Below are 26,669 nucleotides of genomic sequence, written 5' to 3' on the forward strand. Positions count from 1 at the left end.
CGACATCAGTCAATAAGCCCCCGCAGCCTTAGCGCAGTCAGCAGCTCATCCACCAGCGCTGCCACAGGCTTGCCGGCGTTAAGCAGGTGGATCTCAGGGCTTTCCGGTGCCTCATAGGCTGAATCGATACCGGTGAAGTTGCGAATTTCCCCCGCTCGCGCCTTCTTGTAGAGCCCCTTGGGATCGCGCTCTTCGCACAGGCTCAGGGGGGCATCTACGAACACCTCGACAAACTCCCCTTCACCCACGAGATTGCGCACCAGATCCCGCTCGGCGCGGAATGGCGAGATAAAGGCGGTGAGCACGATCAGGCCCGCATCCACCATCAGTTTTGCCACCTCGCCAACCCGGCGGATGTTCTCCTGACGGGCGGCGTCATCGAAGCCCAGATCGCCACAGAGGCCGTGACGCACATTGTCCCCATCCAGCAGATAGGTGTGCTTGCCTTCCGCAGCCAGTGCCTGCTCCAAGGCTCCCGCCAGGGTGGACTTGCCCGCCCCCGACAGCCCGGTGAACCAGATCACCAGCGGCTTTTGCCCTTTCAATTCGGCCCTACGCTCTTTGCCCACGGCATGGTCGTGCCACACGATATTGCTCATTTAACACTCCTTGTGACGCTCACGCCTTTACGCCAGCGCCTTGGCTTTCTGCCTTAACATAAGCGGCCTTAGCGACCTTAACATGGCCCCGATATCAGCCCTTAAAACGGAAACAGCAGGGGCACCATGACGATCACCCCGATGCTGTACGCCAGGGAGACCGGAAGGGCCAGCTTGAGGTAGTCCGGCATCTTGTAGTTGCCCGCCGCATAGACCATCAGATTGGTCTGGTAGCCGTAGGGCAAAATAAAACTGGAACTCGCCCCGAACAGCACCGCCAGAATGAACGGCATGGTGGAAACATCCATGCTGAGCGCCAGCTGGTATCCCATGGGGAAGGCCAGGGCCGCCGCGGCGTTGTTGCTCATCAGCTCCGTCAACACCAGGGTGAACAGGTAGATGCCGATAAAGGCGACGAAGGGGCTGGCACCGTTGAACTCCCCCATCAGCCAGTCGGCGATGAGCTTGGCCAGGCCGCTCTGCTCCAGCTGATCGGCGATGGCGAGCGCCCCGCCCACAACCAGCCAGATATCCAGCGGAAAGCGGCGGCGGATCTCGTCCAGGGTCAGGATGCGGGTAAACAGCAAGACCACCAGCATCACCAGCAGCCCCTTGAAGAGCGGCACCAGCTCGAACACCGACAGCGCCAGCACCCCGAGGAAACCGAGCACCACGGCGGCGCTGCGCTTGCCATCGAGCCGGGTGGAGGCCTCCAGCCCGCTCACCACCACGAATTCCCGGGAGAGGGACTTGTTGCCGGCAAACTTGGGGCCGGGGGCCAGCAGCAAGGTGTCCCCTGCGTGTAGTTCAATCTGACCGAGGCCGCCGGTGAGCTGGGTCTCGCCCCGGCGCACCGCCAGCACCACCGCATCGAAGTGGGTACGAAACTCGGCATCCTTGATGGTCTGACCCACCAGGCGCGAGCTGTGGCTGACGATCACCTCTACCAGGTGCTGGCCGTTGAGCCGGTGCTGGCCGTAGAGATCCAGCCCCTTGAGCTCCTGCAGCACGCCGACGCTCTCCACGTCGCCGCAAAACAGCAGCATGTCCCCCTCGTGCAACTCGTGCTCCGGCTGCACCGGGCAGATCACCTGATCGCCGCGGATAATCTCGGCGAGATAGAGGCTTTTCAGGCTGCGCAGGCCGTTCTCCTTGACGCTGCGCCCGGCCATGGGGGAGCCGGGGCCCACCTTGGCCTCGAGAAAATAGCCGGATTCGCGGCTCATCTCGGTGTCCTGCTCCGGCAGGTGGCGGGCAAACAGCAGCACGGCGACCAGGCCGGTCAGCAGGGTGCCCGCCCCCACCATGAAGAAGTCGAACATGCCGAGCGGCTTGGCCCCCATCTTGATGAGGAAGCTGTTGACGATGAGGTTGGTGGAGGTGCCGATCAGGGTCAGCACGCCGCCAAAGGTCGCCGCGAAGCACATGGGCAGCAGCAGCCGGGAGGGCGCATGGTTGGGGTTGCGCTTGACCGCCCCCAGCATGGAGGCCACCACGGCGGTGTTGTTGACGAACGCCGACAGGAAGGCGGTGGAGAACCACACCTTCACCAGCACCTTGTTGAAGGAGCCGGTGCCCACCAGGTTGGCGAACCAGCTCATGACCCGGGTCTTCTCCACCGCGAGCGACACCAGCAGCAGCAGCACCAGGGTCAGCAGGGCACTGTTGGTGTAGCCCGCCACCACGGCGTTGATGTCCGCCAGGCCGCTCAGGTAGGTGATGAGCACGGCGCCCGAGAAGAGCAGCGCCGGGCGGAGTCGGCCCTGGATCAGCAGGGCGACGAGGGCAGCCAGCAGACCCAGCACCAGGGATTGTTGCCAGGTCATGGGCTTATTCCTTGCTTGCGTCGTTGCTGATGGTCAGCGCCTGCCAGTGGGGGAAGTGCTTGCGCACCAGGGCGTTGAGCTCGATTTCGAACTCGCTGTATTGCCCTGCCACGGCCTTGGCCGCCAGCCCTTCCACTATCATGCCCGCGCCCACGGTGACGTTGGTCAGCCGGTCGATCAGGATGAAGCTGCCGGTATCGCGGATCTCCTGGTAGGTATCGAATGCCACCGGATCGGTCAGGCTGAATTCGCACAGGCCGATCTCGTTGAGCTTGAGCTCGGAGGCCGGCAGCTCGTCCAGCTTGTTGATCTCGATGCGGTGGCGGATGGCCTCCACCTGGCCGCGGCTCTTCTTGGTGGCCAGCTTGACGTCATAGACCCGGCCCGGCTGCAGGGACTCTTCCCCCATCCAGACGATGTGAGCCAGCACGTTCTGGGTCACCTGGGGCTTTTTCGCCGCATCCACCAGCAGGTCGCCCCGGCTGATGTCGATCTCGTCCGCGAAGGTGACCGTGATGGCCTGACCCGGCAGGGCATACTCCAGATCCCCGTCGAAGGTGACGATGCGGGTCACCGTGCTCTCCTTGCCGGACGGCAGCACAGCGAGGCGGTCGCCGACCCGCAGGATGCCGGAGGCGAGCGTGCCCGCGAAGCCGCGAAAATCGAGGTTCGGGCGGTTCACATACTGCACCGGCAGGCGCACCGGGTGACGCTCCAGCTCGCGCTCCACCTCGGCAGACTCCAGCAATGAGAGCAGGGTTTCGCCCTCGTACCAGGCCAGCTTGTCGCTTTGGTTGACCACGTTGTCACCGTCCAGGGCCGAGACCGGCACGATGTGGATGGTGTCGACGCTGAGCTTCTTGGCGAACTCGCGATACTCGGCGCTGATGCGCTCGAACACCTCCTGGCTGAACCCCACCAGGTCCATCTTGTTCACCGCCACCACGAACTGCTTGATGCCGAGCAGGCTCGCGATAAAGCTGTGGCGACGGGTCTGATCCAGCACCCCCTTGCGGGCGTCAATCAGGATGATGGCGAGATCGCAGGTGGAGGCACCGGTGGCCATGTTGCGGGTGTACTGCTCGTGGCCCGGGGTGTCCGAGATGATAAATTTGCGCTTCGCGGTGGAGAAGTAGCGGTAGGCCACGTCGATGGTGATGCCCTGCTCGCGCTCCGCCTGCAGGCCGTCCACCAGCAGCGCCAGGTCGAGCTTCTCGCCGGTGGTGCCGAGCTTCTGGCTGTCGGACTCCAGCGCTTTGAGCTGATCTTCATAGATCTGCTGGGAGTCGTGCAGCAGGCGGCCGATGAGGGTGCTCTTGCCGTCGTCCACACTGCCGCAGGTGAGAAAGCGCAGCAGGCTCTTGTGTTGCTGGGCGTGCAGGTAGGCTTCGATGCCCTGTTCGCTGATGGCGGTCTGAATATGGTTGTTCATGATGCGATTCCTTAGAACATTTTTTTAGAAATAGCCCTGACGCTTCTTCTGCTCCATGGAGCCGGCCTGATCGTGGTCGATGAGCCGCCCTTGCCGCTCGCTCGAGGTGGTCAGCAGCATCTCTTCGATGATCTCCGGCAAGGTGGTGGCGTTGGACTCGATGGCCCCGGTCAGCGGGTAGCAGCCGAGGGTACGGAAGCGCACCAGCTCCTGTTTCACTTCGTCGTCCGGGCCGATGGGCATGCGATCGTCATCCACCATGATCTTGATGCCGCCGCGCTCCACCACGGGGCGCATGGCCGCGAAATAGAGCGGCACAATGTCGATGTTCTCGAGATAGATGTATTGCCAGATGTCCAGCTCGGTCCAGTTGGAGAGCGGGAAGACCCGGATGCTCTCACCCTTGTTGACCTGGCTGTTGTAGACGCGCCACAGCTCGGGGCGCTGGTTCTTGGGATCCCAGCGGTGGGACTTGTCGCGGAAGGAGTAGACCCGCTCCTTGGCACGGGACTTCTCCTCGTCGCGGCGGGCACCGCCGAAGGCGGCATCGAAGCCGTATTTGTTGAGCGCCTGCTTGAGCCCCTCGGTCTTCATGATGTCGGTGTGCTTGCTGCTGCCGTGGACGAAGGGGTTGATGTCCATGGCCAGACCGTCCGGGTTCTTGTGCACGATGAGATCCAGTCCGTACTTCCTGGCGGTCTCGTCGCGGAACTTGATCATCTCCTTGAACTTCCAGTTGGTGTCCACGTGCAGCAGCGGGAAGGGGATCTTGCCCGGATAGAAGGCCTTGCGGGCCAGGTGCAGCATGACGGAGGAGTCCTTGCCGATGGAGTACATCATCACCGGGTTTTCAAATTCGGCAGCCACCTCGCGGATGATGTGGATGCTCTCGGCTTCCAGTTGCTGCAGATGGGTCAATCTTTCACGGTCCATGTCTGGGTCCTCGGTTCATTGCGCTCGCGCCTGGTCGGGGCGCGGTCTGGGTTCAGTTCGGTGCCGCCTGGGCAGCATCGTCAAATCGATTCGTGTCTCGGCCTCAGGCCAGGCTCACCAGCTTGAGCTCGTGGCCGCTCTCGGCCCCCTGCTCCTGCGCCCTCTCGCCAAACCAGGCCAGCCGTTTGCGCAGGGAAACCACCTCGCCGATGACGATAAGGGAGGGGCTCACCGCCTGGGTGGCCAGTTCGGCCAGATCAGCCAGGGTGCCGGTCAGCACGCGCTGACGGGCCATGGTGCCCCGCTCTATGATGGCGATGGGGGTGGCGGCGCTTCGGCCATGGTTCACCAGTTGCTGCTGGATATGCTCGGAGCGCATCAGCCCCATGTAGATAACCAGGGTCTGGTTGGTGGCGGCGAGCTGCTGCCAGTCCGGCTCCTTGCCCTCCTTCTGGCAGTGACCGGTGATGAAGACGGCGCTCTGGGCATGGTCGCGGTGAGTGAGCGGAATGCCCGCATAGGCGGTGGCACCGGCGGCCGCCGTGATGCCGGGCACCACGGAGAAGGGGATGCCTTCGTCTGCCAGCACTTCCAGCTCCTCGCCGCCACGGCCGAACATGAAGGGATCCCCTCCCTTGAGCCGCACCACCCGGTTGCCCGCCCTGGCGTATTCCACCAGCAGGCGGTTGGTCTCTTCCTGGGGCACGCTGTGGGCACCCGCCTTCTTGCCGACCGACACCAGGGTCGCATCGCGGCGCACCAGGTCCAGGATCTCGGCGGAGACCAGCTGGTCATAGAGCACCACCTCGGCCTGTTGGATCTGTTGCAGCGCCTTGAGGGTCAGGAGGCCAGGATCCCCTGGGCCCGCCCCTACCAGCACCACCTCGCCCACCTCGGTCCGGGCCTTGTCCAGCCCCTTGTTCAGCCAGCTCTCGGCCCCTTGCCAATCGGCTTTCTCAATCAGGCCGGCCAGGGTGTTGGAGGCAAAGGCGCGCTCCCAGAAACGGCGGCGATCGGAGAGGGAGGCCAGCACCTGCTTGGCCCGGCTGCGCACCCGACCGGAGAGCTCGGCCAGGCCGCCGAGGTGGCGGGGCAGCAGGCTCTCGAGCCGCTCACGCAACAGGCGCACCAGCACGGGGGCCTTGCCACCGCTGGAGACGGCCACCACGATGGGGCTGCGATCGATGATGGAGGGGAAGATAAAGCTGGAGTGCTCGGGGTCGTCCACCAGGTTCACGAAGAGGCCGCGCTCGGTGGCGCTCTGATAGACCAGGGCGTTGACCGCGAGATCGTCGGTGGCGGCCACCACCAGGATCTGGCCCGCCAGATGGGCAGGCGCGAAGCGCTCGGCCAGATGGGTGAAGCGGCCGGCAAATTCGTGGAAGCCGGGGTCGAGATCGGGGGAGACCAGGGTCAGGCGGGCACCTGCCGCCAGCAGCAGGCGCGCCTTGCGCAGGGCAACCTCGCCCCCGCCCACCAGCAGTACCGGGCGGCCTTCCAACCTGGCAAACATAGGTAAATAATCCATCAGGGCCCACTCCTCGGCATCGCGACATCTGGGGCGACTATAGGCAGGAGCGCTTATCCCTCAAAATAATAAAAAATGCTCTTTAATGCGTTTTGGTAATTAGTAAAACCGTATTGCGGCAAAGGGATATGAATCCCTTGTGGTGGATGGCGCCAGACCCTAGGCTAGTGAAAGTGTTTCATAAGGAGCTTAATCATGAATGAGTCATTGATTGTATTGGGGATCTTCATATTCCTGGTACTCGCCACCCTGAGCGCAGGCATCAAGATAGTGCCACAGGGTTTCAACTGGACCGTTGAGCGCTTCGGCCGCTACACCCGCACCCTCTCGCCGGGCCTCAACCTGCTGATCCCCTACATCGACCGCATCGGCCACAAGATCATCATGATGGAGCAGGTGCTGGACATCCCGGCCCAGGAGGTGATTTCCCGGGACAACGCCAACGTCACCATAGACGCCATCAGCTTCGTGCAGGTGGTGGATGCCCGCAAGGCGGGCTATGAAGTCAACGATCTCACCAGCGCCATCCGCAACCTGACCATGACCAACATGCGGACCGTGCTCGGTGCCATGGAGCTGGACGAAATGCTCTCCCAGCGCGACACCATCAACGAGAAGCTGCTGCGCACCATGGATGCCGCCACCGCCCCCTGGGGCATCAAGGTGACCCGGATCGAGATCAAGGATGTACGTCCACCGCTGGCACTGGTCGAAGCCATGAATGCCCAGATGAAGGCCGAACGCCAGAAACGGGCCGAGGTACTGGAGGCCGAAGGGGTGCGCCAGTCCAAGATCCTGAAAGCGGAGGGGGAGAAGCAGTCCCAGATCCTCAAGGCCGAGGGCGAGCGTCAGGCCGCCTTCCTCGCCGCCGAAGCGCGGGAGCGGGCCGCCGAGGCGGAAGCCAAGGCGACCCACATGGTGTCAAAAGCCATCGCCGAAGGGGATCTGCAGGCCATCAACTACTTCGTGGCCCAGAAATACACCGAGGCGCTGGCCCGCATCGGTGAAGGCCCCAACAGCAAGGTGGTGATGATGCCGCTGGAGGCGGGTAGCCTGATCGGCGCCGTGGCCGGCATGGCCGAGCTGTTCAAGGATGGCAAGGGCGGCAAATCATGACAGCCCTGTTCGAGGGGCTGACCCACTGGCACTGGCTGGGGCTCGGCTTCGTGCTGCTCGCCATCGAGGTGCTGGGGTCCGTGGGCTTTCTGCTCTGGACCGGCATCGCCGCCCTGGAGGTGGGGCTCCTGCTGCTGGTCTGGCCCTTCGGCTGGCAGGCGCAGCTGCTGCTGTTTGCGGTGCAGTCCCTGATCACCACCTGGGCCTGGTGGCGCTGGCAGCACCGCCGGGATCGCTCCGGGCAGGATGCCGCCGCCCCCATCAACGAGCGGATGCAGAGTTATCTGGGACGGGAGCTGACCCTGCTGGATGACGTCAGCCAGGACATGAGCCGGGTCCATCTGGATGACACCGTCTGGACGGTGCGCTGCGGTCAGCCGCTCCCTGCGGGCACCAGGGTCAGGGTGACGGGGCATGACTCCCATATTCTGCTGGTGGAACCGCTGCCCTGAGCGGGCCCGCCTCCCGGCCATAAAAAAACGGGCCCGGCGCTCTCGCGCCGGGCCCGTTTTTCAATGAGGTGCTGGCTTAGTTGGCCTTGGCATCGCTCACTGCGGCTTCAGCCTTCTCGGCTACGTCAGCAGCAGCCTTCTCGACAGTAGCGGTCGCTTCGGAAGCAGCCTTCTCGACGGTAGCAGACGCTTCGCTAGCGGCGTTCTCAACAGTGGCAGCAACTTCTGCAGCCGGAGTAGCGGCCGGCGCGGCGGCTTCTTCTTTCTGACCACAGGCGGTCAACATCAGACCCAGGATACCGGCTACCAGTACTTTGTTCATGTGCATACCCTCAAAAAAAGATGGAGAGATGGTGTGAATGACCATCACAGCGCCCCGGCTCCCGGCAGAAAAACCACCGGCATGAGCCCGAAGGCGCGCGAAATATATCTCCATACGCGCCCGATGAAAACGCGTATCACAATGATATTTTCTCGTTGCCTTGATAAGAGAAACTACTTTAACGACAAATATTAATATAAAGCACCCACAAACTCGCAAGGCGACACAACAAAACACCAAATTAGAGTCGAATGATGCTCAAAAATTGTCATTTTACCTTTCGCCCGTCGAGCCGTTAAATCGCCTCAATCAGACAGCTTCTGACAAGGAAGACGCCGCCCCTGGCTGTCACTCTCCCTGGCCAGATCCAGCAGTGCCATCACCGCCAGCGCCTCGGGGGCAGGCACAGGGTTGGCCCCTTCTCCCTTGATGGCGACACAGACCGCGCGGTAGTAGGCGCCGTAGTCCCCCGCCTCACCGGCCAGGGTCTGCTGCACAAGCTCGCCGTCCCGGATCCGGCTGAGCTGGCCGGGCTGCGGATCCGCACCCCAGTCCGCCGCCGGAGGGCGCTTGCCCTGCTTGAGCTGCTCTTCCTGCACGTCCATGCCGAACTTGATGAAGGATCCTTCGCTGCCGTGGATGACAAAACGCGGCATGGTGGCCGAGACCAGACAGCTGCCGTGCAGAATGACCCGTTTCTCGCCGTAGCCCAGCACCACGTGGAAGTAGTCATCGCTCAGTGCCCCCGGGCGCTGCCGGGCGAGATCGGCCTGGATCCAGTCAGGCTGGCCGAACAGTTGCAGGGACTGATCCAGGATATGGGGGCCGAGATCGAACCAGAGGCCGGAGCCCGGGCCACCCGCCTCGCGCCAGCGCTGGCGCACTTCGGGGCGATAACGGTCGAAATGGGATTCGAACTGGGCTACCTGTCCCAGCGCCCCCTCCGCCAGCAGGCGGCGCACGGTGAGAAAGTCCCCGTCCCAGCGCCGGTTGTGGAAGATGCTGAGCAGGCGCTGCTGCTCCTCGGCCAGCACCACCAGCGCCTCGGCCTCTGCCAGATCCAGAGCGAACGGCTTGTCGATCACCACGTGCTTGCCCGCCAGCAGAGCCTGGCGTGCGATGGGAGCATGGGTGTCGTTCGGCGTGGCGATCACCACCAGATCCACGGTCTCGTCCGCCAGCACCTCGTCAAGGGAACCGACGAGGCAACCGGGCAACTCGGCCTGCACCTTGGCGGCATCCCGGCTCACCACCCAACGCAGGGCGAGACCGGGGGTGGTAGTCAGAAAGGGGGCGTGAAAGGTCTGCCCTGCGAAGCCATAGCCCACCAGGGCGGCGTTGATTGTGTGGCTCATGCGGTTGTCTCCACGGGTAGCATGTCATGGGGAGCAGGCGAGCCATCGCCTGCATAAAGAGAAGGGGGCTCAAGGCCCCCTGAGTGTGCTCATCAGAGCACAGGATTTATTGCAAACACAAGCGCCGCCCCTGACGTGTCATCAGTACCAGCAAGGGGGGCAGCAACAGCCACATGTGCAGGGCCAGCTGGCTCAGGGGATCCGGCATCAAGGCACCGGTGAGCCCCACCAGGGCGCCAGAGCCGCTCATCTGGAACAGACCGAGCAGGGCCGCCGCCGTGCCGGCGCAGTGGCCGAAAGGAGCCAGGGCCATACCGGCTGCGGCGCCCAGGATCATGGCGAAGCCGATGCTGGAGAGGAACACCGGCCCCATCATGGCCAGCGGATGCGGGATGTGCATGGCCAGCGTCAGGGAGATGGCGCAGATCAGCAGCACCAGCAAGCCGAGGCGCAGGGTCCGCCTCGGCCCCACCCTGGCGATGAAGCGAGGAGCCAGGAAGCAGGCCAGGATGTTGAGGACAGCGTTGGCGGTGAACCAGTAGCTGAACCCGTTCATGTCCAGACCCAGCTTCACCATCAGCTGCACCGGCGCCGCAGTGACATAGGCCAGGATCACCGCCATCGCCAGCATGCACAGGGCCGCGTTGAACAGGAAGCTCGGGGAGCGCAGCACCGGGCTGTAGCGGGACCAGCTGATGAGCGGGCCGCTGCTGCTGGTCTCTTCCGGGCGAGTCTCCGGCATCCGCCACAGCAGCCAGCTGCCGACCACGACGGCGTACCCGGCCATAAACCAGAAGTTCGCCGACCAGCCGGCCTTGGCGGTGAGCCAGCCACCCAGCAGAGGGGCCAGCGCGGGAATGAAGCAGATGGCGCCGTTCAGGTAGGAGATCATCTGGCCACTCTTCTTGGGGCCATAGCTGTCACGTACCACGGAGAAAGCGGCAACCGAGGTGGCACAGGCCCCCAGGCCTTGCAGCACCCGCGCCAGCATCAGCTCACCGAGGCTGGCGGCAAAACCGGCGCCCAGCGCGCTCAGGCCATAGAGCAGCACGCCGCCCAGGGCCACGGGTTTGCGGCCATAGCGATCGGCGAGCGGGCCCACCAGCAACTGTCCCATCCCCATGCTAAACAGGAACCAGGTAATGGTGCCCTGCATCAGGGTCACTTCGGCCCCCAGTTGCTCGGCCATCTGCGGGATGGCGGGCAGGTAGATGTCGATGGCCAGCGGGCTGAACAACACCAGGAGTACAAGCAGAAGAATCAATGGCATCAGTCACCTCAAGCCCTAGGAATATCGATTGGTGCGCGAGTCTACTGACTCACAGTAATGAATTGAAATGGTATTTAATCACTTCGGTTATTCCCTATGGGAAAGATGTATTTTATCTGCTTGTCACGCCGGACAGATTGTAGCCCGAACGGAACCCAGCATCGGACAATTGCGCTTTTACTCGGCCCCGCCCCCGCATAGAATGCGCAGATTATTTTTGCGGAGGTGTGTGATGAACAAGCTTGTCCTGGCAACAGGGAACCAGAAAAAGGTGAAGGAATTGGCCGCTATGCTGGCCGATATGAAGATCCAGGTGATCCCGCAGAGCGAGTTTTCAGTCTCCGATGCCGATGAGACCGGCACCACCTTCGTCGAGAATGCCATCATCAAGGCCCGTCACGCCGCCCGCGTCACCGGCCTGCCCGCCGTGGCCGACGACTCCGGCCTGGAAGTGGACCTGCTGCACGGCCGTCCCGGCGTCTACTCCGCCCGTTTTGCCGGCGTTGGTGCCAGCGACAAGGAGAACATCGACAAGCTGCTGGCCGAGCTCAAGGGCGCCCCGGATTACCTGAAAAGCGCCCGCTTCTGGTGCGTGCTGGTCTACATGCGCCACGCCGACGACCCCACCCCCCTCATCTGCCAGGCGAGCTGGGAGGGGATGATCATCGACGAGCCCCGCGGTCAGCACGGCTTTGGCTATGATCCCGTGTTTTTCGTCCCCGACCACGACTGCACCTCGGCCCAGATGCCGGCCGAGCTGAAGAACCAGCTCAGCCATCGCGGCCAGGCCCTGGCCAAACTCAAAGCAGCCCTGGCGGCGGTCAACTAAAGCGCTGCCTAACGCCGCGTTGTCATCTACAATGGGGGCCGTCGGCCCCCGTTTCGTTGGCGGCGCCCGGCCCGTTGTCATCGGCAGCCAGGGCCACCCGACCCCTTTTGATTTTTTGAATACTGGAAACCCCATGCTGCAACTGCCGCCCCTCTCCCTCTATATCCACGTGCCCTGGTGTGTCCAGAAGTGCCCCTATTGCGACTTCAACTCCCACGCCCAGAAGGGGGAGCTGCCCCACCTCGAGTACGTGGCGGCCCTGCTGGAGGATCTGGAGCAAGACCTGCACTGGGCCCAGGGACGGCCGCTCTCCTCCATCTTTATCGGTGGCGGCACGCCGAGCCTGCTCTCCGTGGCGGCCATGCAGGCCCTGCTGGACGGGGTGCGCGCACGCATTCCCCTGACGGCGGACTGCGAGATCACCATGGAGGCCAACCCGGGCACGGTAGAGGCGGACAAGTTCGCCGGCTTCCAGCGGGCCGGCATCAACCGCATCTCCATCGGGGTGCAGAGCTTCCAGCAAGAGAAGCTGACCCGCCTCGGCCGCATCCACGGCCCCGAGGAGGCGCGCAAGGCGGCCGAACTGGCCCACGCCATCGCGCTTCCCACCTTCAACCTGGATCTGATGCACGGCCTGCCGGATCAGAGCCTGAACGATGCCCTCTACGATCTGCAGCAGGCCATCGACTGCGCGCCGCCGCACCTCTCCTGGTATCAGCTCACCATAGAGCCGAACACGGCGTTTGCCTCCAAGCCGCCCAAGCTGCCGGAAGACGACACCCTGTGGGACATCTACGAGCAGGGGCACGCCATGCTGACCGCCCAGGGCTATCAGCAGTACGAGATCTCGGCCTATGCCAAGGCGGGATATCAGTGCCGCCACAACCTCAACTACTGGCGCTTCGGCGACTACCTGGGGATCGGCTGCGGCGCCCACGGCAAGGTGACCGATCTGGCCAACGGCCAGATCCTGCGCACCGCCAAGGTGAAACACCCCAAGGGGTATCTGGACCCGAGCCGCCCCTATCTGGATGAGCAGTGGCAGGTGAGCGCGGACGATCTGCCGCTCGAGTACTTCATGAACCGGTTCAGATTGTTTGAACCGGCCCCCAAGCGCGAGTTCGAGGCCTATACCGGCCTGGCGCTGGAACGGGTGGAGACGGTGCTGGACATCGCCCAGAGCAAGGAGCTGATCGAGGATCTCGGCGACAGCTGGCAGCTCACCCCCCTCGGCCATCGCTATCTGAACGTGCTGCTCGAACTCTTTATGGACGAGTAAGAAGGCGTTCACACATCTTGCAGCGAAGCCGTGAGCAAACGGTCGCTTTCGCAACAACAATCAGGGCGCCATGGGCGCCCTGATTGTTTTGAGATGAAGGGATGGAAACCCGCTCAGCAGCAGACGCATACCATCTGCTGTTGGCCGGGCTCCCACCGCTTGCCGTGCTTGGCCTTGCGCTGATAGCTGCCCTTGCCCTTCTTGCTCGCCTCGACCCGGGCCTGGAACAGGGGGGAGGTCACCAGTGCCTTGAGGTGATTGTCCTGGATGATGCCACGCTGGTGGGCGTGGGTGAGTTCTGCGGTGACGGCGGTCACCTTCTTCTTGGCCATATCGGCTCCTTGATGGGGTTGTCGTGTTTGCCATCGCCCCTGCCACCACAGGCCTGGAGCAGGCGGCGAAAAACGCGCCGATTGTGCGCCTCTCTCGGCCCGTCTGCAAGAGTGCTGGCGGGATCCTCAGGCCGGTTGATATACGACCCGCACCAGCCCGCTCGGCAGCACGGTACTGGACACAGGCCTCAGCGCGCCGGGCAGGGATCCAGCAAAGAGCGGCACCCCGCGCCCCAGGGTGACCGGCACCCAGAACAGGGTCAGCTCGTCGACGACCCCGGCCTGCAGCCCCTGGCGCACCAGATCGCCACCATCCAGATAGAGGTGGCGGCTCCCCTCCTGCCAGAGCGTATCCAGCACCTGTGGCAGCGCCCCCTGCCGGAAGGTGACGTGGGTGCGGGGATCGGCCGCCCTGTGGGTCAGCACCACCAGCGGCTTGTCCCCGTAGGGCCACTCGGGAAACCCGAGCACGGTGTCATAGCTGTTGCGCCCCATCAGCAGGGTATCCGCGCTCGCCATCAGGCCCGCATAACCGGTCTCCTCCTGAGAGTCACCGCCAAAGGGGGTGAGCCACGCCAGATCGCCCCCCTCCCCCGCGATAAAGCCGTCGAGGGAGAGGGCGAGAAAGGCACTGACCCGGGGGCGCTGCAGTTCAGTGCTCATGGTCGTGATGCTCGTGGCGGGAGGGGGCGCCGGACTCCAGGGTCTCCAGGATGGCGCAGTGCTCTGCCGAACGCGGACCGCCGCAGCAGATGTCGGAGAGCTCCCTCAGGTTCTCGCGAAAACGGGTCAGCTCGACGATTTTCTGCTCCACCTGTTCGAGCTTGGCGTCGGCCACCGCCTTCACCTCCTGGCAGGTAACCTTAGCCTTGTTGGTGTCGAGGGCGAGCAGCTCGCCGATGTCCGCCAGGGAGAAGCCCACCGACTTGGCACGGATGATGAACTCCAGCCGCCGCCTGTCCTGCTCCCCGTAGAGGCGATAGCCCGACTCGTTGCGAAGGCCTGGCGAGATGAGACCGTTCTTCTCGTAAAAGCGCAGGGTGTCCGCCTTCACCCCGCACGCCCTGGCCAGCTCCCCGATCCGATACATGGTCCTCTCCCCCTGCATGACATCCCCGACATGGTACTCAATATAAACCGGCCTCCACTATCGCCCCTTTGCCCGGCGATTGCCAGCCAAAGGCAGGAAAGGGGCAGCAAACCCGCCCCATCATGGCCCTTTATCCCCAAAACACTGAAAAGACAAACGTTTCACAAAAAACCACCGGAAAACGTTTAACGCCGCATCCCACAAGGCTTTGTCTCTTTAAAAAATCCACCACGGCTCACATTTTTTGTGTAGAATACGCGCCCACAAGAGAGCGTCGCGTCAAGCGGGCATTTCCTAAAACGCTTTTGCCAACGGCCAGCCTTCTGGCGAGAGTGGTTTGCGAAATCCCCCACTTCCATTTATTTGGGGACTCTCTGTGTGTTGAGCCTCGCCTCCCATGGAACGGTCCCCGTTATGCTGAGGACGATAGAGTGATGGAACAAGCTCGACCCATTCGCCGCGCACTGCTGAGTGTGTCTGACAAGACTGGCATCCTGGAATTTGCCAAGGCACTCGACGCGCGGGGTGTGGCCCTGCTCTCCACCGGTGGTACCGCCAAGCTGCTGGCCGATGCCGGCCTGCCGGTCACCGAGGTCTCCGACTACACCGGCTTCCCCGAGATGATGGACGGTCGGGTCAAGACCCTGCATCCCAAGGTGCACGGTGGCATCCTCGGCCGCCGCGACCGGGATGACGCCATCATGGCCCAGCACGCCATCTCCCCCATCGACATGGTCGTCGTCAACCTCTATCCCTTCGCCGCCACCGTGGCCAAAGCTGGCTGCACCCTGGAAGACGCCGTCGAGAACATCGACATTGGCGGTCCGACCATGGTCCGTTCCGCTGCCAAGAACCACAAGGACGTCACCATCGTCGTCAAGGCCTCCGACTATGACCGCGTCATCGCCGAGATGGATGGCAACGGCAACAGCCTGACTCTGGCGACCCGCTTCGATCTGGCCATTGCAGCCTTCGAGCACACCGCCGCCTACGACGGCATGATCGCCAACTACTTCGGCACTCTGGTGCCCTCCTACGGCGAGAACAAGGAAGGGGATGAAGAGTCCCGCTTCCCGCGTACCTTCAACGCCCAGTTCATCAAGAAACAGGACATGCGCTACGGCGAGAACAGCCACCAGGCTGCCGCCTTCTACGCCGAAGAGCAGGCCGCACCGGGCTCGGTGGCGAGCGCCACCCAGCTGCAGGGCAAGGCCCTCTCCTACAACAACATCGCCGACACCGACGCGGCGCTGGAGTGCGTGAAGGAGTTCAGCGAGCCGGCCTGCGTCATCGTCAAGCACGCCAACCCCTGTGGCGTCGCCATCGGTGACAACCTGCTGACCGCCTACGATCGCGCCTACCAGACCGACCCCACCTCGGCCTTTGGCGGCATCATCGCCTTCAACCGCGAACTGGACGGCGACACCGCTGCGGCCATCGTGGCCCGCCAGTTCGTGGAAGTGATCATCGCCCCCAGCATCAGCCAGGCAGCCCGCGACGCGGTCGCCGCCAAGCAGAACGTGCGTCTGCTGGAGTGCGGTCAATGGACTGCCCCGGCGCAAGGGTTTGACCTCAAGCGCGTCAACGGCGGCCTGCTGGTGCAGGAGCGCGATCTCGGCATGGTCACCCTGGGGGATCTGACCGTGGTCAGCCAGCGCCAGCCGACCGAGGCTGAACTGAAAGACCTGCTGTTCTGCTGGAAGGTCGCCAAGTTCGTCAAGTCCAACGCCATCGTCTATGCCAAAGACGGCCAGACCATTGGCGTGGGCGCCGGCCAGATGAGCCGGGTCTACTCCGCCAAGATCGCCGGCATCAAGGCCGAGGATGAAGGGCTGACCGTGGCGGGCTCCGTCATGGCTTCCGACGCCTTCTTCCCGTTCCGCGACGGCATCGACGCCGCTGCTGCTGCGGGTATCTCCTGCGTCATCCAGCCCGGTGGCTCGATGCGCGATCAGGAGGTGATCGACGCCGCCAACGAACACGGCATGTGCATGGTGTTCACCAACATGCGCCATTTCCGTCACTGATGGATCAGGGCCGCCGCTGGCGGCCCTTTTGTTGTCTCTTTTCACCTGGCTATTTTCACTGGCGCAGGCTGTTGGCCCGCCAGTGACCCCGAATAGAAGCGAGCGATACGATGAAAGTACTGATCATTGGCAACGGCGGCCGTGAACACGCCCTGGCCTGGAAGGCCAAGCAATCTCCCCTGGTGACCCGGGTCTTCGTCGCCCCCGGCAATGCCGGCACCGCCCATGAAGGGAGCATCGAGAACGTGGCCATCTCGGCCACCGACATCCCGGCCCTGCTGGCGTTTGCCAAGGAGCAGCACATCGGTCTGACCATCGTCGGGCCGGAAGCGCCGCTGGTGAAAGGGGTGGTCGATGCGTTCCGCGCCGAGGGGCTGGCCATCTTCGGCCCGACCGCCGCCTCTGCCCAGCTGGAAGGCTCCAAGGCGTTTGCCAAGGATTTTCTGGCCCGCCACGCCATCCCGACCGCCGAGTACCAGAACTTCACCGAGGTGGAGCCAGCCCTGGCCTACCTGCGCGAGAAAGGCGCCCCCATCGTGATCAAGGCTGACGGCCTGGCCGCTGGCAAGGGGGTGATCGTCGCCATGACCCTCGCCGAAGCGGAAGAGGCGGTGCGCGACATGCTCTCCGGCAATGCCTTCGGCGATGCCGGCGCCCGGGTGGTGATCGAGGAGTTCCTGGACGGGGAAGAGGCGAGCTTCATCGTTATGGTGGACGGCGAGCATGTGCTGCCCATGGCCACCAGCCAGGATCACAAACGGGTCGGTGATGGCGATACCGGCCTCAACACCGGCGGCATGGGCGCCTACTCCCCCGCGCCCGTGGTCACCCCCGAGGTGCACCAGCGCGTGATGGAGCGGGTGATCATGCCGACCGTGCGCGGCATGGCGGCCGAGGGCAACGTCTATACCGGTTTCCTCTACGCCGGCCTGATGATCGACGGCCAGGGCAACCCCAAGGTGATCGAGTTCAACTGCCGCTTCGGCGACCCCGAGACCCAGCCCATCATGCTGCGCATGCGCTCCGATCTGGTGGAGCTCTGCCTGGCAGCCTGCGCCGGCAAGCTGGATCAGGTCGAAGCCATCTATGACCCCCGCGTCGCCATCGGCGTGGTGCTGGCGGCGGGCGGCTACCCCGGCGACTACCAGCAGGGCAAGCCCATCAGCGGCCTGCCGGTGGAAGAGGCGAGCGGCGAGAAGGTATTCCACGCCGGCTCCCGCATGGAAGGCGATACCGTAGTCACCGCCGGGGGGCGCGTACTGTGCGCCACGGCCCTCGGCCACACGGTCGCCGAGGCGCAGCAACGGGCCTATCAGCTGGCAGGGCGCATCAAGTGGGACGGCGTCTTCTACCGCAACGACATCGGCTGGCGCGCCATCGAACGCGAGCTGGCCAAATAAGCCGTCACTTGCTACCTCGCAGACAAGGGCCCCCGGGCCCTTTTTTGTTGCCGGGGTGCAGCCCCCCACTGCATTCGGACTCCCCGCATGCTGCTGCCAGGCCGCCTTGGTGGGCTTCAGCCTTCCGTTTCGCCCGCTTGGCATCCGATGCCTGACACACTCCGTTCGGTTACATTCGTACAGCAGGATGCACACATTTCGTCACAATCAGTCGCACTTTCCCCATACAATTGGCCAGCTTTCGTGGCATCATGCTGCCGATAGCGCACTCATATGAGTGTCATAAGAACCTGCAATTTCGTCGTCTCATAAGGAAATCCCATGCTGAAAACTGTGCGTCCCCTGCTGCTGCCCCTGATGTTCGGCCTGATGACCCTGCCCGCCGTGGCCGGCGATCTGGAGCAACCGATGAAGAAGATCGGTTTCAACTACAAGCAGGCCGTGAAGGCCGACGATGCGGCCACCATGGAGAAACACATCAAGGAGATGAAGGCCCAGCTGGATGTGGCCAAGGAGAGGAACATGCCGGCCGCCAAGAAGGAGAAATTCCTCGAAGGCATGAACAAGGTACAAAACGAGCTGGACGCCAGCCTGGCGGCCCTGCAGGCCGGAGACCAGGAGAAGGCCCAGGCTCACCTGGCCAAGGTCAACGACCTGAAGAAGGAGTACCACAACTATGCCAAGCAGAAAGGCTGATCCCTTCCACTGGGATGGTCTGGTCCGCCTCACCCACTGGGGGGTGGCGGCCATCTGTATCGGCAATCTCTGGCTCAACGAAGCGGGGGAAGAGTGGCACGAGCGGATGGGATACGCCGTCATGGTGCTGATCGGACTGCGCCTGCTGTGGGGGCTCACCTTCGCACGCGGCCCCGCCCGCCTGCGCGCCCTCATTCCGAGCCGGGAGGACTTCCGGCAGCAGGCCGATGCCCTGCGCGAGCGAACCCCGCCCACGCCCGGCCACCACGGCAGCGGCAAGCTGGCGGTCTGGGCACTCTGGCTGCTCGTCCTGGCGACGGCCGGTACCGGCTGGTTCCAGAACACCGAGACCGGCTTCGAGCTCGGGGCCGATGACTGGCACGAGTGGTGTACCTGGGCGCTGCAGGGCATGATCGCCCTGCACCTGAGCGCCGTCATCTACACCTCCTGGCGCCAGCGCAGCAACCTGGTGACCCGCATGCTGCCAAGGCGCAGACGCGATGCCCGGGTTCAGCAACAGGAACCCAACACCTGACTCTCCCGGGGCCCTGATGGGCCCCGTTCTTGTCTCTTCCCCCGCCCTTCTCCCGGCCCGTGCAGCGACCTGCACAGGCGCTGTCGCGTCCTCTTCCGACAGGGACGCATGAAAGCATTTTCATTCACATTTCTTAATTAATTCAGGCTGTTCAATGTTCAACCAGCAGATTTTCATGAATGCTACTGAGCTGAACGAGGAAGTTTGTTGTCCGTTCGATTCATAGACAGTGATACGTCAATAACAAGATCGAAGGGAAAATCGTCATGCACACCACACTGTTTCGAACCGCCCTGCTGGCGGCAGCACTCGGCTCTTTCAGCCACACTGCCAGCGCCGAAGGGGTCATGGTTCACCTGTTCCAATGGAAGTTCAACGACATCGCCAACGAGTGCGAGACCGTGCTCGGGCCCAAGGGGTTCGGCGGCGTCCAGATAACCCCCCCCGCCGAACACAAGCAGGGCAGCCAGGTCTGGTGGACCGTCTATCAACCGGTCAGCTTCAGCAACTTCAACAGCTTCGGCGGTAGCGAGGCGGAGCTCAGAAGCATGATCGCCCGCTGCAACGCGGCCGGGGTCAAGGTCTACGCCGACGCCGTCTTCAACCAGCTGGCCTCGGGCACCGGCACCGCCACCGGCGGTGGCAGCTACAACTCGGGGCAATTCCAGTATCCCCAGTTCGGCTACAACGACTTCCACCACAGCGGCGACATCACCAACTACGGCGACAGCAACAACGTCTGGAACGGCGCCCTCTACGGCATGCCGGACCTCAATACAGGCTCCGCCTACGTGCAGGATCAGATCGCCACCTACATGAAGACCCTGCTCGGCTGGGGCGTGGCGGGCTTTCGCATAGATGCGGCCAAGCACATGGCCCCGGCCGACGTGAAGGCCATCCTCGACAAGGCGGGCAGCCCCAGAGCCTACCTCGAGGTGATCGGCGCAGGCGGGGAATCCGCCGACATCCAGCCCCCTCGCTACACCTACATAGACACCGTCACCGACTTCAAATACGGCACGGATCTCGCTGCCAACTTCAACGGCCAGATCAAGAACCTCAAGACCCTGGGCGAGAGCTGGGGCCTTCTCCCGTCGAACAAGGCATTCGTCTTCGTGGTCAACCACGACCGCGAGCGGGGCCATGGTGGCGGTGGCATGCTCACCTTCATGAACGGCGCCCGCTATGAGCTGGCCAACACCTTCATGATGGCCTGGCCCTATGGCTGGAAGCAGGTGATGTCGGGTTACCGCTTCGAAAACATGGGCACCTATGAAACCGACAAGGGGGCACCGGGCAGCACGCCCTGCTCCGACAGCCAGTGGAACTGCGAGCAGCGGCGCCCGACCATCATGAACATGGCCCTGTTCCACAACAGAACCGAGGGCCAGCCCGTCAGCCACTGGTGGGACAACGGCAACAACCAGATCGCCTTCGGCCGCGGTGACAAGGGCTTCGTCGCCATCAACAACGAGAGCGGCAGCCTGGTGGCCTCGGTGCAGACCGGCCTGCCGGCCGGCGAGTACTGCAACCTCCTGGGGGGCACTGATTACTGCAGCGGCGGCTATGTCACCGTCGATGGCAGCGGCAAGGCCAGCCTGAACGTACCCGGCATGAAGGCAACAGCCATCCTCGCCGGTTGCACCAAAGCCAGCCCCTGCGGAGGTTCCGTCCTGCCGGGCAACAAGTTCAGCAGCATGAACCTGCGTGGCACTCACAACGCCTGGGGCAACACCCCCATGACCGTCGATGCCAACCGTGTCTGGTCCGCCACCCTCACCCTGACCGGCAACGGTGACGCCACCGGTGCCCAGCGCTTCAAGTTCGACGTCTTCGGCAACTGGACCGAAAACTACGGCGACAACGAGGGGGATGGCATCGCCGACAAGGGCAGCAGCAAGGATATCCTGGTCAGCGGGGCGGGCACCTACCGCATTACCCTGAGCGAGAGCGATTTACGCTACACGGTCACCCCCCTCACCAGCAACCAGGCACCGGTGGCCGCCCTCTCCCCCAAGACCCTCAGCGTCAAGGCGGGTGAGAGCGTGGTGTTCGACGCCTCAGCTTCCAGCGACGATGGCGGCGTGGTGAGCTACAGCTGGTCCAGCGGGGGCACCGCCGCCACGGAGACAGTCCGGTTCGATACCCCGGGTACCCATACCGTGACGGTCACCGTGACCGATGCGGAAGGGTTGACCGCCAGTGCCAGCGCCACCGTGACCGTCACCGACGACAACGGCACCTATGCCAGCGTGCTGCCGACCCTGAACTTCCGCGGTACCCCCAATGCCTGGGGATCCCTTGCCATGACGCTGGTCGCCGACAACCAGTGGGAAGCCCTGGTCACCTTCGACGGGCAGACCAACCAGCGCTTCAAGTTCGACGTCAAGGGGGACTGGACCCAGAACTATGGCGACAGCAACAAGGACGGCGTGGCCGAACTGACCGGCAGCGACATCTACACCACGGTCACCGGCCAGTACCGGGTACGCTTCAACGATCAGACCCTGCAATACAGCCTGACCCCGGTGAGCGTCACCTATGCCAAGAATGTCGCCAGCCTCAACATTCGCGGCACCACCAACAGCTGGGGCACCACACCCATGTCACTGGTGGGGGATCACCTCTGGCAGGCCAGCGTCACCTTCACCGGCAGCGGGGATGGCAACGGTGGACAGCGCTTCAAGTTCGACGTCAAGGGGGACTGGACCCAGAACTACGGCGACACCAACAAGGATGGCGTGGCCGAGCTGGCCGGGGCAGACATCGCCACCGCAGTGGTTGGCGTCTATGTGGTGCGTTTCAATGACCAGACCCTGGCCTACAGCCTGAGCGCACAGTAAGGCTGGACACACGCCCAATGCATTGCAACCAGGCCTCCCGCCATCGGCGGGAGGCCTTTTTCATGGCCCCATGGCACGTTCCCCGCCACCCCATCGACATGCATACTGATCCTTCATCCCCATGCAGGAGCGCATATGAAACAGTTGAATACTCTCAAGGCCGAGGGACGGATCGAGGAAGCCCGCCAGCACGGCCTGCTGCAACTCATCGAGCACCCGGCCCATGCCGAGCTGCATTACGAAGTGGCCAGTCTGCACGACATGCTCGGGCGCGAGGCCCAGGCCATCCCGCTCTACCGCAAGGCCATCGAACTGGGGCTGGGCAATGCATCCTTGCGCGGTGCCTGGCTCGGCCTCGGCAGCTCCTATCGCACCACGGGGCACGATGCCGAGGCCCTGGCCACCTTCGATGAGGCGCTGGCCCGCTTCCCCGATGCCGTGGAGTTCAAGGTGTTTCGTGCCATGACCTGCTACAACCTGGGACGCCACAAGGAGGGGATGGAGAGCCTGCTGGCGGTGCTGGCGGCAACGACCACGGATCCCGCGATCGCACCCTATCGGCGCGCCATGGCACTCTATGCCGAGGATCTGGACAGGCGCTGGTGACACGCCAGAAACGACAAAGCCGCTCACGAGGAGCGGCTTTGGCTGAAATGTGGTGGCCCCTGCCCGACTTGAACGGGCGACCAATCGATTATGAGTCGACTGCTCTAACCAACTGAGCTAAGGGGCCATGATGCTGGTTTGCGGCGTGGATTATAGGGGATGCGAGATAACCCGTCCATAGTCATATCAACCACTTGGCGAGATTTTGTCCATCTCGACAGGGACTCGGTCATCCCATACGGCGGATAAAACAAAGCCCCGCATGGCGGGGCTTTTTGGCTGCGGCTCCAGGCCGGAGCAGATGGTCGAGGGTTACTCGTCCAGGAAGCTGCGCAGCACTTCCGAGCGGCTCGGGTGGCGCAGTTTGCGCAGGGCCTTGGCTTCGATCTGACGAATACGCTCACGGGTGACGTCGAACTGCTTGCCCACTTCCTCGAGGGTGTGGTCGGTGTTCATGTCGATACCGAAACGCATGCGCAGCACCTTGGCTTCGCGGGCGGTCAGGCCGGCCAGCACCTCGCGGGTCGCGTTGCGCAGGCTCTCGCTGGTGGCCGCATCCGCCGGCAGGGCCAACGTGGTATCTTCGATGAAATCGCCCAAGTGGGAGTCTTCATCATCGCCGATGGGCGTCTCCATGGAGATGGGCTCTTTGGCGATCTTCAATACCTTGCGGATCTTGTCTTCCGGCATGCCCATGCGCATGGCCAGCTCTTCCGGGTTCGGTTCGCGCCCCATCTCCTGCAGCATCTGACGGGAGATACGGTTGAGCTTGTTGATGGTCTCGATCATGTGCACCGGGATACGGATGGTACGGGCCTGATCCGCGATGGAGCGGGTGATGGCCTGACGGATCCACCAGGTGGCGTAGGTCGAGAACTTGTAGCCACGACGGTATTCAAACTTGTCGACCGCCTTCATCAAACCGATGTTGCCTTCCTGGATCAGATCCAGGAACTGCAGACCGCGGTTGGTGTACTTCTTGGCGATGGAGATAACCAGACGCAGGTTGGCCTCGACCATCTCTTTCTTTGCACGGCGGGCTTTGGCCTCACCGATGCTCATGCGACGGTTGATATCCTTGATCTGGGCAATCGACAGGCCGGTCTCTTCTTCGATCTGCTGCAGCTTGCCGATGGAACGCAGGATCTCTTCGTCCATCTCGAGCAGACGGGGAGACCACGCCTTGCCGGCCTGCTTCTGGTATTCGAACCAGGCAGTCTCGCACTCATTGTTGGTGAAGGCAGCGACGAAGGTCTTCTTCGGCATCTTGGCCTGTTCCACGCAGAGTTTCATGATGATGCGTTCCTGCACGCGGACACGCTCCATCATCTCCCGCATGTTATTGACCAAACGATCGAACTGCTTGGGCATCAGGCGGAATTGACGGAAGACATCGGCCAGCTGGGCGATGGCGTTCTGGGTGTCGTCGTGGGCACGACCATTCTGCTGAATGGAGAGACGAGTCACTTCATACTGGGCGCGCAGTTCACCGAACTTCTCGCGCGCGACTTCCGGATCCGGACCGCCGTCGCCGTCGTCGTCGGAATTGTCGCCGTCTTCGTCTTCGTCTTCGTCTTCGTCTTCATCCTCATCGGCGAGGTCATCTTCGCTGAGCTCGGAGCCGATGTGGGTGGCGGTCGGCGCCACGTCATCCACTTCGTTCGGGTCGATAAAGCCGGAGATGATGTCGGAGAGGCGCAGTTGCTCGGCTTCATACTTGTCGTACTGCTCGAGCAGATAGGTGATGGCTTCCGGGTACTCGGCCACGGAGCTTTGTACCTGGTTGATCCCGTCTTCGATCCGCTTGGCGATATCGATCTCGCCTTCACGGGTCAACAGTTCGACGGTACCCATTTCTCGCATGTACATGCGGACGGGATCGGTCGTGCGACCAATCTCGGATTCAACAGATGCCAGTGCCTGGGCCGCTGCTTCGGCAGCGTCTTCATCGGCGGTACCACCTTCAGCCATGATAAGGTCATCGGCATCCGGAGCGTTTTCAACCACTTGAATGCCCATATCGTTGATCATCTGGATGATGTCTTCGATCTGGTCTGAATCGACAATGTCTTGCGGGAGGTGATCGTTCACCTCGGCATAAGTCAGGTAGCCCTGTTCTTTACCTTTGGCAACGAGGAGTTTAAGCTGAGACTGCGGGGTTTGCTCCATAGAACTCATCCGGTTGGTGTTGCTAGGTTGCGCGTACAGTGCGCTGCTGCGCAAATAGCCAATTCTAATAGAAAACCGCCAGACATGCTATGTCTGGTTGCGGCGTCGGTCATGAGAAACCCCTGCCCGCAGTGTTGTCGGGGCCAGGTGGTTATAAAGTGTTTGCTTTCAATCCCGTCGATTCGGGCAACGCTATTCATATTGGGACTACTCACTCAAATATCAAGCCCCACTCTCATTTCTTTTCTCAATCTGCACCTCTCTGATCAGCATCATCAGCTCTTGTGTCTCCTCAGAGCTTAGCCCTTCTTGCACCACCTTGGCCTGTAATTCCTCGATGCGTTGCTTCAGGAACAGGTTGATGAAACCGACGAAGGTATCCTGCAATTCTCCCAGAATATCGGGCTCCTGGTCGAGCTTTACCTCTTCAAACAGATCGTGCATCGCCAGCTGGGCCAGGATTTCTCCTTCCTTGGTGCCACGCCAATGCTCCAGCAGAATGCCCGTCGTCACCCCAGGCTGAGTCAGGATCTGCTGGTGCAGCTGCAGCAGGAACCGGATGCCCTGGAGACGTAGATCGGCCAGCTCAGGCATGGCCGGCAACTCGGCGGTGATCGCCGGATATTGCACCATCAGGGCCAACGCCCGGCGCAGCGGGGTCAGTTTGGCCACCTTGGACTTGCTCATCTCGGCCTTGGGCTGGCTGCTTCTGGCAAACAACTCGGCGATCCGCTGCTTGTTCTCCCCCCAGCGCATCATGCTGGAGAGACGGGTGATCAACCCCTCGCGGGTGAAGCCCTCCGGTACGCGGCGTATCAGTTCCGCAGCCTTGTTGGCCACTTCGAACTTGCCCGCTTCTCCCGAGAGGGCTGCATCGCGCCCCAGGCGCTCGAACATGAAGTCGGCAAAAGGCTGGGCCTTGTCCAGCAGGGCTTCGAACCCCTCCTTGCCGATCTGGCGAACCAGGGAATCGGGATCCTCCCCATCCGGCAGAAAGACGAACTTGAGTTCACGACCATCCTGCAGATGGGGCAGCGCGTTATCCAATGCCCGCCAGGCCGCCTCACGGCCGGCATTGTCCCCGTCATAGCAGCAGACCACCTCGGCAGTGGTGCGAAACAGGGTGTGGATATGGTCGCTGGTCGTTGCCGTGCCCAGTGCCGCCACCGCATAATCGATGTCGTACTGCCCGAGCGCCACTACATCCATGTAGCCTTCCACTACCAGGATCCGGCGAGGATCCTTGTGTGCCTGTTTGACCTCATAGAGCCCAAACAGCTCCCTCCCCTTGTGGAAGATGGGGGTTTCAGGGGAGTTCAAGTATTTGGGGGTGCCGTCACCCAGCACACGCCCGCCAAAGCCGATGACCCGGCCGCGCTTGTCCCGGATCGGGAACATGATGCGATCGCGAAAACGATCATAGCTGCCGGGGCCGCTGTCGCGGGGGATCAACATGCCACCGGAGATAAGCAGTTGCTCGTGATCCCGGCTGGCACCAAACCGCCTCCTCACCTGATCCCAGTCGCCCGGGGCATACCCGATGTTGAAGCGCTTGACCACCTCGCCAGTCAGACCCCGGCCTTTCAGATACTCCACCGCCTGCGGCGCGTTCTTGAGATTGCTCTCATAGAAGCGGGCGATCTGGTTCATCAGTTCGAACAGATCCTTGCTGACAGCCGGCTGGCTATTGCCAGACCCACCCGAGGTTTGATCGCGCGGCACCTGCATGCCATGCAGGCTGGCCAGCTCCTCGATGGCATCGGGAAATTCGAGCCCGTCGTACTCCATGACAAAGCCGATGGCATTGCCGTGGGCACCACAACCGAAACAGTGGTAGAACTGCTTCTCCTGGCTGACGGTAAAGGAGGGACTTTTTTCGTTATGAAAAGGGCAGCAAGCCTGGTAGTTCTTACCGGCTTTCTTCAACCGCACACGGGAGTCGATTAGTTCGACTATGTCGGTGCGTACGAGCAGATCATCGATAAAGGATTGCGGGATCCTGCCTGCCATAACCGTCCTGTTTCATTGCA

The 26,669-nt window shown here is 62.6% G+C and carries 23 protein-coding genes and 1 tRNA gene; 10 read left to right on the forward strand and 14 right to left on the reverse strand.

Annotation, left to right across the window (positions count from 1 at the left end; genetic code table 11):
- Window positions 1-5 precede the first annotated feature (5 nt).
- The 5 genes from cysC to cysG all read right to left on the reverse strand — a co-directional run bounded on the left by cysC (window position 6) and on the right by cysG (window position 6,318).
- Window positions 6-599: an adenylyl-sulfate kinase gene (gene cysC / locus J9885_RS01215; protein WP_210547830.1), complete on the reverse strand. Its 594-nt coding sequence runs from the start codon at window positions 597-599 to the stop codon at window positions 6-8.
- Window positions 600-700: 101 nt separating this feature from the next.
- Window positions 701-2,425, reverse strand: coding sequence for an SLC13 family permease (locus J9885_RS01220; RefSeq protein ID WP_210547831.1), 1,725 nt, complete (start codon window positions 2,423-2,425; stop codon window positions 701-703).
- Window positions 2,426-2,429: 4 nt separating this feature from the next.
- Window positions 2,430-3,857: a sulfate adenylyltransferase subunit CysN gene (gene cysN / locus J9885_RS01225; RefSeq protein WP_210547832.1), complete on the reverse strand. Its 1,428-nt coding sequence runs from the start codon at window positions 3,855-3,857 to the stop codon at window positions 2,430-2,432.
- 24 nt (window positions 3,858-3,881) lie between these two features.
- Window positions 3,882-4,790, reverse strand: coding sequence for a sulfate adenylyltransferase subunit CysD (gene cysD, locus J9885_RS01230; RefSeq protein WP_210547833.1), 909 nt, complete (start codon window positions 4,788-4,790; stop codon window positions 3,882-3,884).
- A 103-nt stretch (window positions 4,791-4,893) separates the two neighbouring features.
- Window positions 4,894-6,318, reverse strand: a complete 1,425-nt coding sequence (cysG, locus tag J9885_RS01235) for a siroheme synthase CysG (RefSeq protein WP_210547834.1) — start codon at window positions 6,316-6,318, stop codon at window positions 4,894-4,896.
- Between the two features lie 195 nt (window positions 6,319-6,513).
- Here cysG and J9885_RS01240 point away from each other — a divergent pair, with 195 nt between their 5' ends.
- Complete coding sequence (locus J9885_RS01240; protein ID WP_134694684.1) at window positions 6,514-7,434, forward strand: SPFH domain-containing protein; 921 nt, start codon at window positions 6,514-6,516, stop codon at window positions 7,432-7,434.
- Window positions 7,431-7,886, forward strand: coding sequence for an NfeD family protein (locus J9885_RS01245; RefSeq protein WP_210547835.1), 456 nt, complete (start codon window positions 7,431-7,433; stop codon window positions 7,884-7,886). The genes J9885_RS01240 and J9885_RS01245 overlap by 4 nt, the downstream gene beginning before the upstream one ends.
- Before the next feature lie 76 nt (window positions 7,887-7,962).
- Here the strand turns inward: J9885_RS01245 and J9885_RS01250 are convergent, their stop codons facing one another.
- The 3 genes from J9885_RS01250 to J9885_RS01260 form a co-directional block, all read right to left on the reverse strand.
- Window positions 7,963-8,208 carry a hypothetical protein gene (locus J9885_RS01250; RefSeq protein ID WP_043764213.1) on the reverse strand — a complete coding sequence of 82 codons (246 nt, stop codon included), beginning with the start codon at window positions 8,206-8,208 and terminating at the stop codon, window positions 7,963-7,965.
- Window positions 8,209-8,513: 305 nt separating this feature from the next.
- Entirely contained in the window at window positions 8,514-9,563 is a 1,050-nt protein-coding gene (locus J9885_RS01255; RefSeq protein WP_210547836.1) for an oxidoreductase, read from the reverse strand.
- Between the two features lie 106 nt (window positions 9,564-9,669).
- A complete protein-coding gene (locus tag J9885_RS01260) occupies window positions 9,670-10,833 on the reverse strand; it encodes a multidrug effflux MFS transporter (RefSeq protein ID WP_210547837.1) in 1,164 nt (387 codons plus the stop codon).
- Between the two features lie 232 nt (window positions 10,834-11,065).
- On the opposite strand from J9885_RS01260, the gene rdgB reads away from it, so the two are divergent.
- Together rdgB and hemW are read left to right on the forward strand one after the other, a co-directional pair.
- Window positions 11,066-11,662: an RdgB/HAM1 family non-canonical purine NTP pyrophosphatase gene (gene rdgB / locus J9885_RS01265; RefSeq protein ID WP_043764171.1), complete on the forward strand. Its 597-nt coding sequence runs from the start codon at window positions 11,066-11,068 to the stop codon at window positions 11,660-11,662.
- Window positions 11,663-11,795: 133 nt separating this feature from the next.
- Window positions 11,796-12,941: a radical SAM family heme chaperone HemW gene (gene hemW, locus J9885_RS01270; RefSeq protein WP_210547838.1), complete on the forward strand. Its 1,146-nt coding sequence runs from the start codon at window positions 11,796-11,798 to the stop codon at window positions 12,939-12,941.
- 113 nt (window positions 12,942-13,054) lie between these two features.
- On the opposite strand, the gene J9885_RS01275 is transcribed toward hemW, so the two are convergent.
- From J9885_RS01275 to zntR, 3 genes are all read right to left on the reverse strand, one after another.
- Window positions 13,055-13,273 (reverse strand): ribosome alternative rescue factor ArfA, encoded by a 219-nt coding sequence (locus J9885_RS01275; protein WP_210547839.1) that lies wholly within the window; start codon window positions 13,271-13,273, stop codon window positions 13,055-13,057.
- Between the two features lie 126 nt (window positions 13,274-13,399).
- The gene (locus J9885_RS01280) at window positions 13,400-13,936 is read right to left on the reverse strand and encodes a dihydrofolate reductase family protein (RefSeq protein ID WP_210547840.1); all 537 of its coding nucleotides are present in this window, start codon (window positions 13,934-13,936) and stop codon (window positions 13,400-13,402) included.
- Window positions 13,926-14,363 (reverse strand): Zn(2+)-responsive transcriptional regulator, encoded by a 438-nt coding sequence (zntR, locus tag J9885_RS01285; protein ID WP_043764212.1) that lies wholly within the window; start codon window positions 14,361-14,363, stop codon window positions 13,926-13,928. Before zntR ends, J9885_RS01280 begins: the two co-directional genes overlap by 11 nt.
- Window positions 14,364-14,797: 434 nt before the next feature.
- Between zntR and purH the strand changes: the two genes are divergently transcribed.
- The 6 genes from purH to J9885_RS01315 all read left to right on the forward strand — a co-directional run bounded on the left by purH (window position 14,798) and on the right by J9885_RS01315 (window position 22,470).
- Complete coding sequence (gene purH / locus J9885_RS01290; RefSeq protein WP_210547841.1) at window positions 14,798-16,390, forward strand: bifunctional phosphoribosylaminoimidazolecarboxamide formyltransferase/IMP cyclohydrolase; 1,593 nt, start codon at window positions 14,798-14,800, stop codon at window positions 16,388-16,390.
- Window positions 16,391-16,500: 110 nt separating this feature from the next.
- Window positions 16,501-17,790, forward strand: coding sequence for a phosphoribosylamine--glycine ligase (gene purD / locus J9885_RS01295; RefSeq protein WP_210547842.1), 1,290 nt, complete (start codon window positions 16,501-16,503; stop codon window positions 17,788-17,790).
- 321 nt (window positions 17,791-18,111) lie between these two features.
- On the forward strand, window positions 18,112-18,486 hold the full coding sequence (locus J9885_RS01300; RefSeq protein ID WP_043764163.1) for a cytochrome b562: 375 nt from the start codon (window positions 18,112-18,114) through the stop codon (window positions 18,484-18,486).
- Window positions 18,467-19,021, forward strand: coding sequence for a cytochrome b/b6 domain-containing protein (locus J9885_RS01305; RefSeq protein ID WP_210547843.1), 555 nt, complete (start codon window positions 18,467-18,469; stop codon window positions 19,019-19,021). Before J9885_RS01300 ends, J9885_RS01305 begins: the two co-directional genes overlap by 20 nt.
- A gap of 266 nt (window positions 19,022-19,287) precedes the next feature.
- Complete coding sequence (locus J9885_RS01310) at window positions 19,288-21,864, forward strand: alpha amylase C-terminal domain-containing protein (protein WP_210547844.1); 2,577 nt, start codon at window positions 19,288-19,290, stop codon at window positions 21,862-21,864.
- 135 nt (window positions 21,865-21,999) lie between these two features.
- Entirely contained in the window at window positions 22,000-22,470 is a 471-nt protein-coding gene (locus J9885_RS01315) for a tetratricopeptide repeat protein (protein WP_210547845.1), read from the forward strand.
- A 50-nt stretch (window positions 22,471-22,520) separates the two neighbouring features.
- Here J9885_RS01315 and J9885_RS01320 read toward each other — a convergent pair.
- The 3 genes from J9885_RS01320 to dnaG form a co-directional block, all read right to left on the reverse strand.
- Window positions 22,521-22,597, reverse strand: a tRNA-Ile gene (locus J9885_RS01320).
- A gap of 185 nt (window positions 22,598-22,782) precedes the next feature.
- Complete coding sequence (gene rpoD / locus J9885_RS01325; protein WP_289711753.1) at window positions 22,783-24,678, reverse strand: RNA polymerase sigma factor RpoD; 1,896 nt, start codon at window positions 24,676-24,678, stop codon at window positions 22,783-22,785.
- Window positions 24,679-24,861: 183 nt separating this feature from the next.
- Window positions 24,862-26,649, reverse strand: coding sequence for a DNA primase (gene dnaG / locus J9885_RS01330; protein ID WP_210547846.1), 1,788 nt, complete (start codon window positions 26,647-26,649; stop codon window positions 24,862-24,864).
- Between the last annotated feature and the right edge of the window lie 20 nt (window positions 26,650-26,669).

The organism is Aeromonas sp. SrichE-2G (genome assembly GCF_017939565.1).
Classification (GTDB): Bacteria; Pseudomonadota; Gammaproteobacteria; order Enterobacterales; family Aeromonadaceae; genus Aeromonas; species Aeromonas taiwanensis.

Bases quoted from the DNA above. Each gene is read 5' to 3' on its own strand.
- cysC (WP_210547830.1), bottom strand. From the start codon at position 599: ATGAGCAATATCGTGTGGCACGACCATGCCGTGGGCAAAGAGCGTAGG.
- J9885_RS01220 (WP_210547831.1), bottom strand. From the start codon at position 2,425: ATGACCTGGCAACAATCCCTGGTGCTGGGTCTGCTGGCTGCCCTCGTC.
- cysN (WP_210547832.1), bottom strand. From the start codon at position 3,857: ATGAACAACCATATTCAGACCGCCATCAGCGAACAGGGCATCGAAGCC.
- cysD (WP_210547833.1), bottom strand. From the start codon at position 4,790: ATGGACCGTGAAAGATTGACCCATCTGCAGCAACTGGAAGCCGAGAGC.
- cysG (WP_210547834.1), bottom strand. From the start codon at position 6,318: ATGGATTATTTACCTATGTTTGCCAGGTTGGAAGGCCGCCCGGTACTG.
- J9885_RS01240 (WP_134694684.1), top strand. From the start codon at position 6,514: ATGAATGAGTCATTGATTGTATTGGGGATCTTCATATTCCTGGTACTC.
- J9885_RS01245 (WP_210547835.1), top strand. From the start codon at position 7,431: ATGACAGCCCTGTTCGAGGGGCTGACCCACTGGCACTGGCTGGGGCTC.
- J9885_RS01250 (WP_043764213.1), bottom strand. From the start codon at position 8,208: ATGAACAAAGTACTGGTAGCCGGTATCCTGGGTCTGATGTTGACCGCC.
- J9885_RS01255 (WP_210547836.1), bottom strand. From the start codon at position 9,563: ATGAGCCACACAATCAACGCCGCCCTGGTGGGCTATGGCTTCGCAGGG.
- J9885_RS01260 (WP_210547837.1), bottom strand. From the start codon at position 10,833: ATGCCATTGATTCTTCTGCTTGTACTCCTGGTGTTGTTCAGCCCGCTG.
- rdgB (WP_043764171.1), top strand. From the start codon at position 11,066: ATGAACAAGCTTGTCCTGGCAACAGGGAACCAGAAAAAGGTGAAGGAA.
- hemW (WP_210547838.1), top strand. From the start codon at position 11,796: ATGCTGCAACTGCCGCCCCTCTCCCTCTATATCCACGTGCCCTGGTGT.
- J9885_RS01275 (WP_210547839.1), bottom strand. From the start codon at position 13,273: ATGGCCAAGAAGAAGGTGACCGCCGTCACCGCAGAACTCACCCACGCC.
- J9885_RS01280 (WP_210547840.1), bottom strand. From the start codon at position 13,936: ATGAGCACTGAACTGCAGCGCCCCCGGGTCAGTGCCTTTCTCGCCCTC.
- zntR (WP_043764212.1), bottom strand. From the start codon at position 14,363: ATGTATCGGATCGGGGAGCTGGCCAGGGCGTGCGGGGTGAAGGCGGAC.
- purH (WP_210547841.1), top strand. From the start codon at position 14,798: ATGGAACAAGCTCGACCCATTCGCCGCGCACTGCTGAGTGTGTCTGAC.
- purD (WP_210547842.1), top strand. From the start codon at position 16,501: ATGAAAGTACTGATCATTGGCAACGGCGGCCGTGAACACGCCCTGGCC.
- J9885_RS01300 (WP_043764163.1), top strand. From the start codon at position 18,112: ATGCTGAAAACTGTGCGTCCCCTGCTGCTGCCCCTGATGTTCGGCCTG.
- J9885_RS01305 (WP_210547843.1), top strand. From the start codon at position 18,467: ATGCCAAGCAGAAAGGCTGATCCCTTCCACTGGGATGGTCTGGTCCGC.
- J9885_RS01310 (WP_210547844.1), top strand. From the start codon at position 19,288: ATGCACACCACACTGTTTCGAACCGCCCTGCTGGCGGCAGCACTCGGC.
- J9885_RS01315 (WP_210547845.1), top strand. From the start codon at position 22,000: ATGAAACAGTTGAATACTCTCAAGGCCGAGGGACGGATCGAGGAAGCC.
- dnaG (WP_210547846.1), bottom strand. From the start codon at position 26,649: ATGGCAGGCAGGATCCCGCAATCCTTTATCGATGATCTGCTCGTACGC.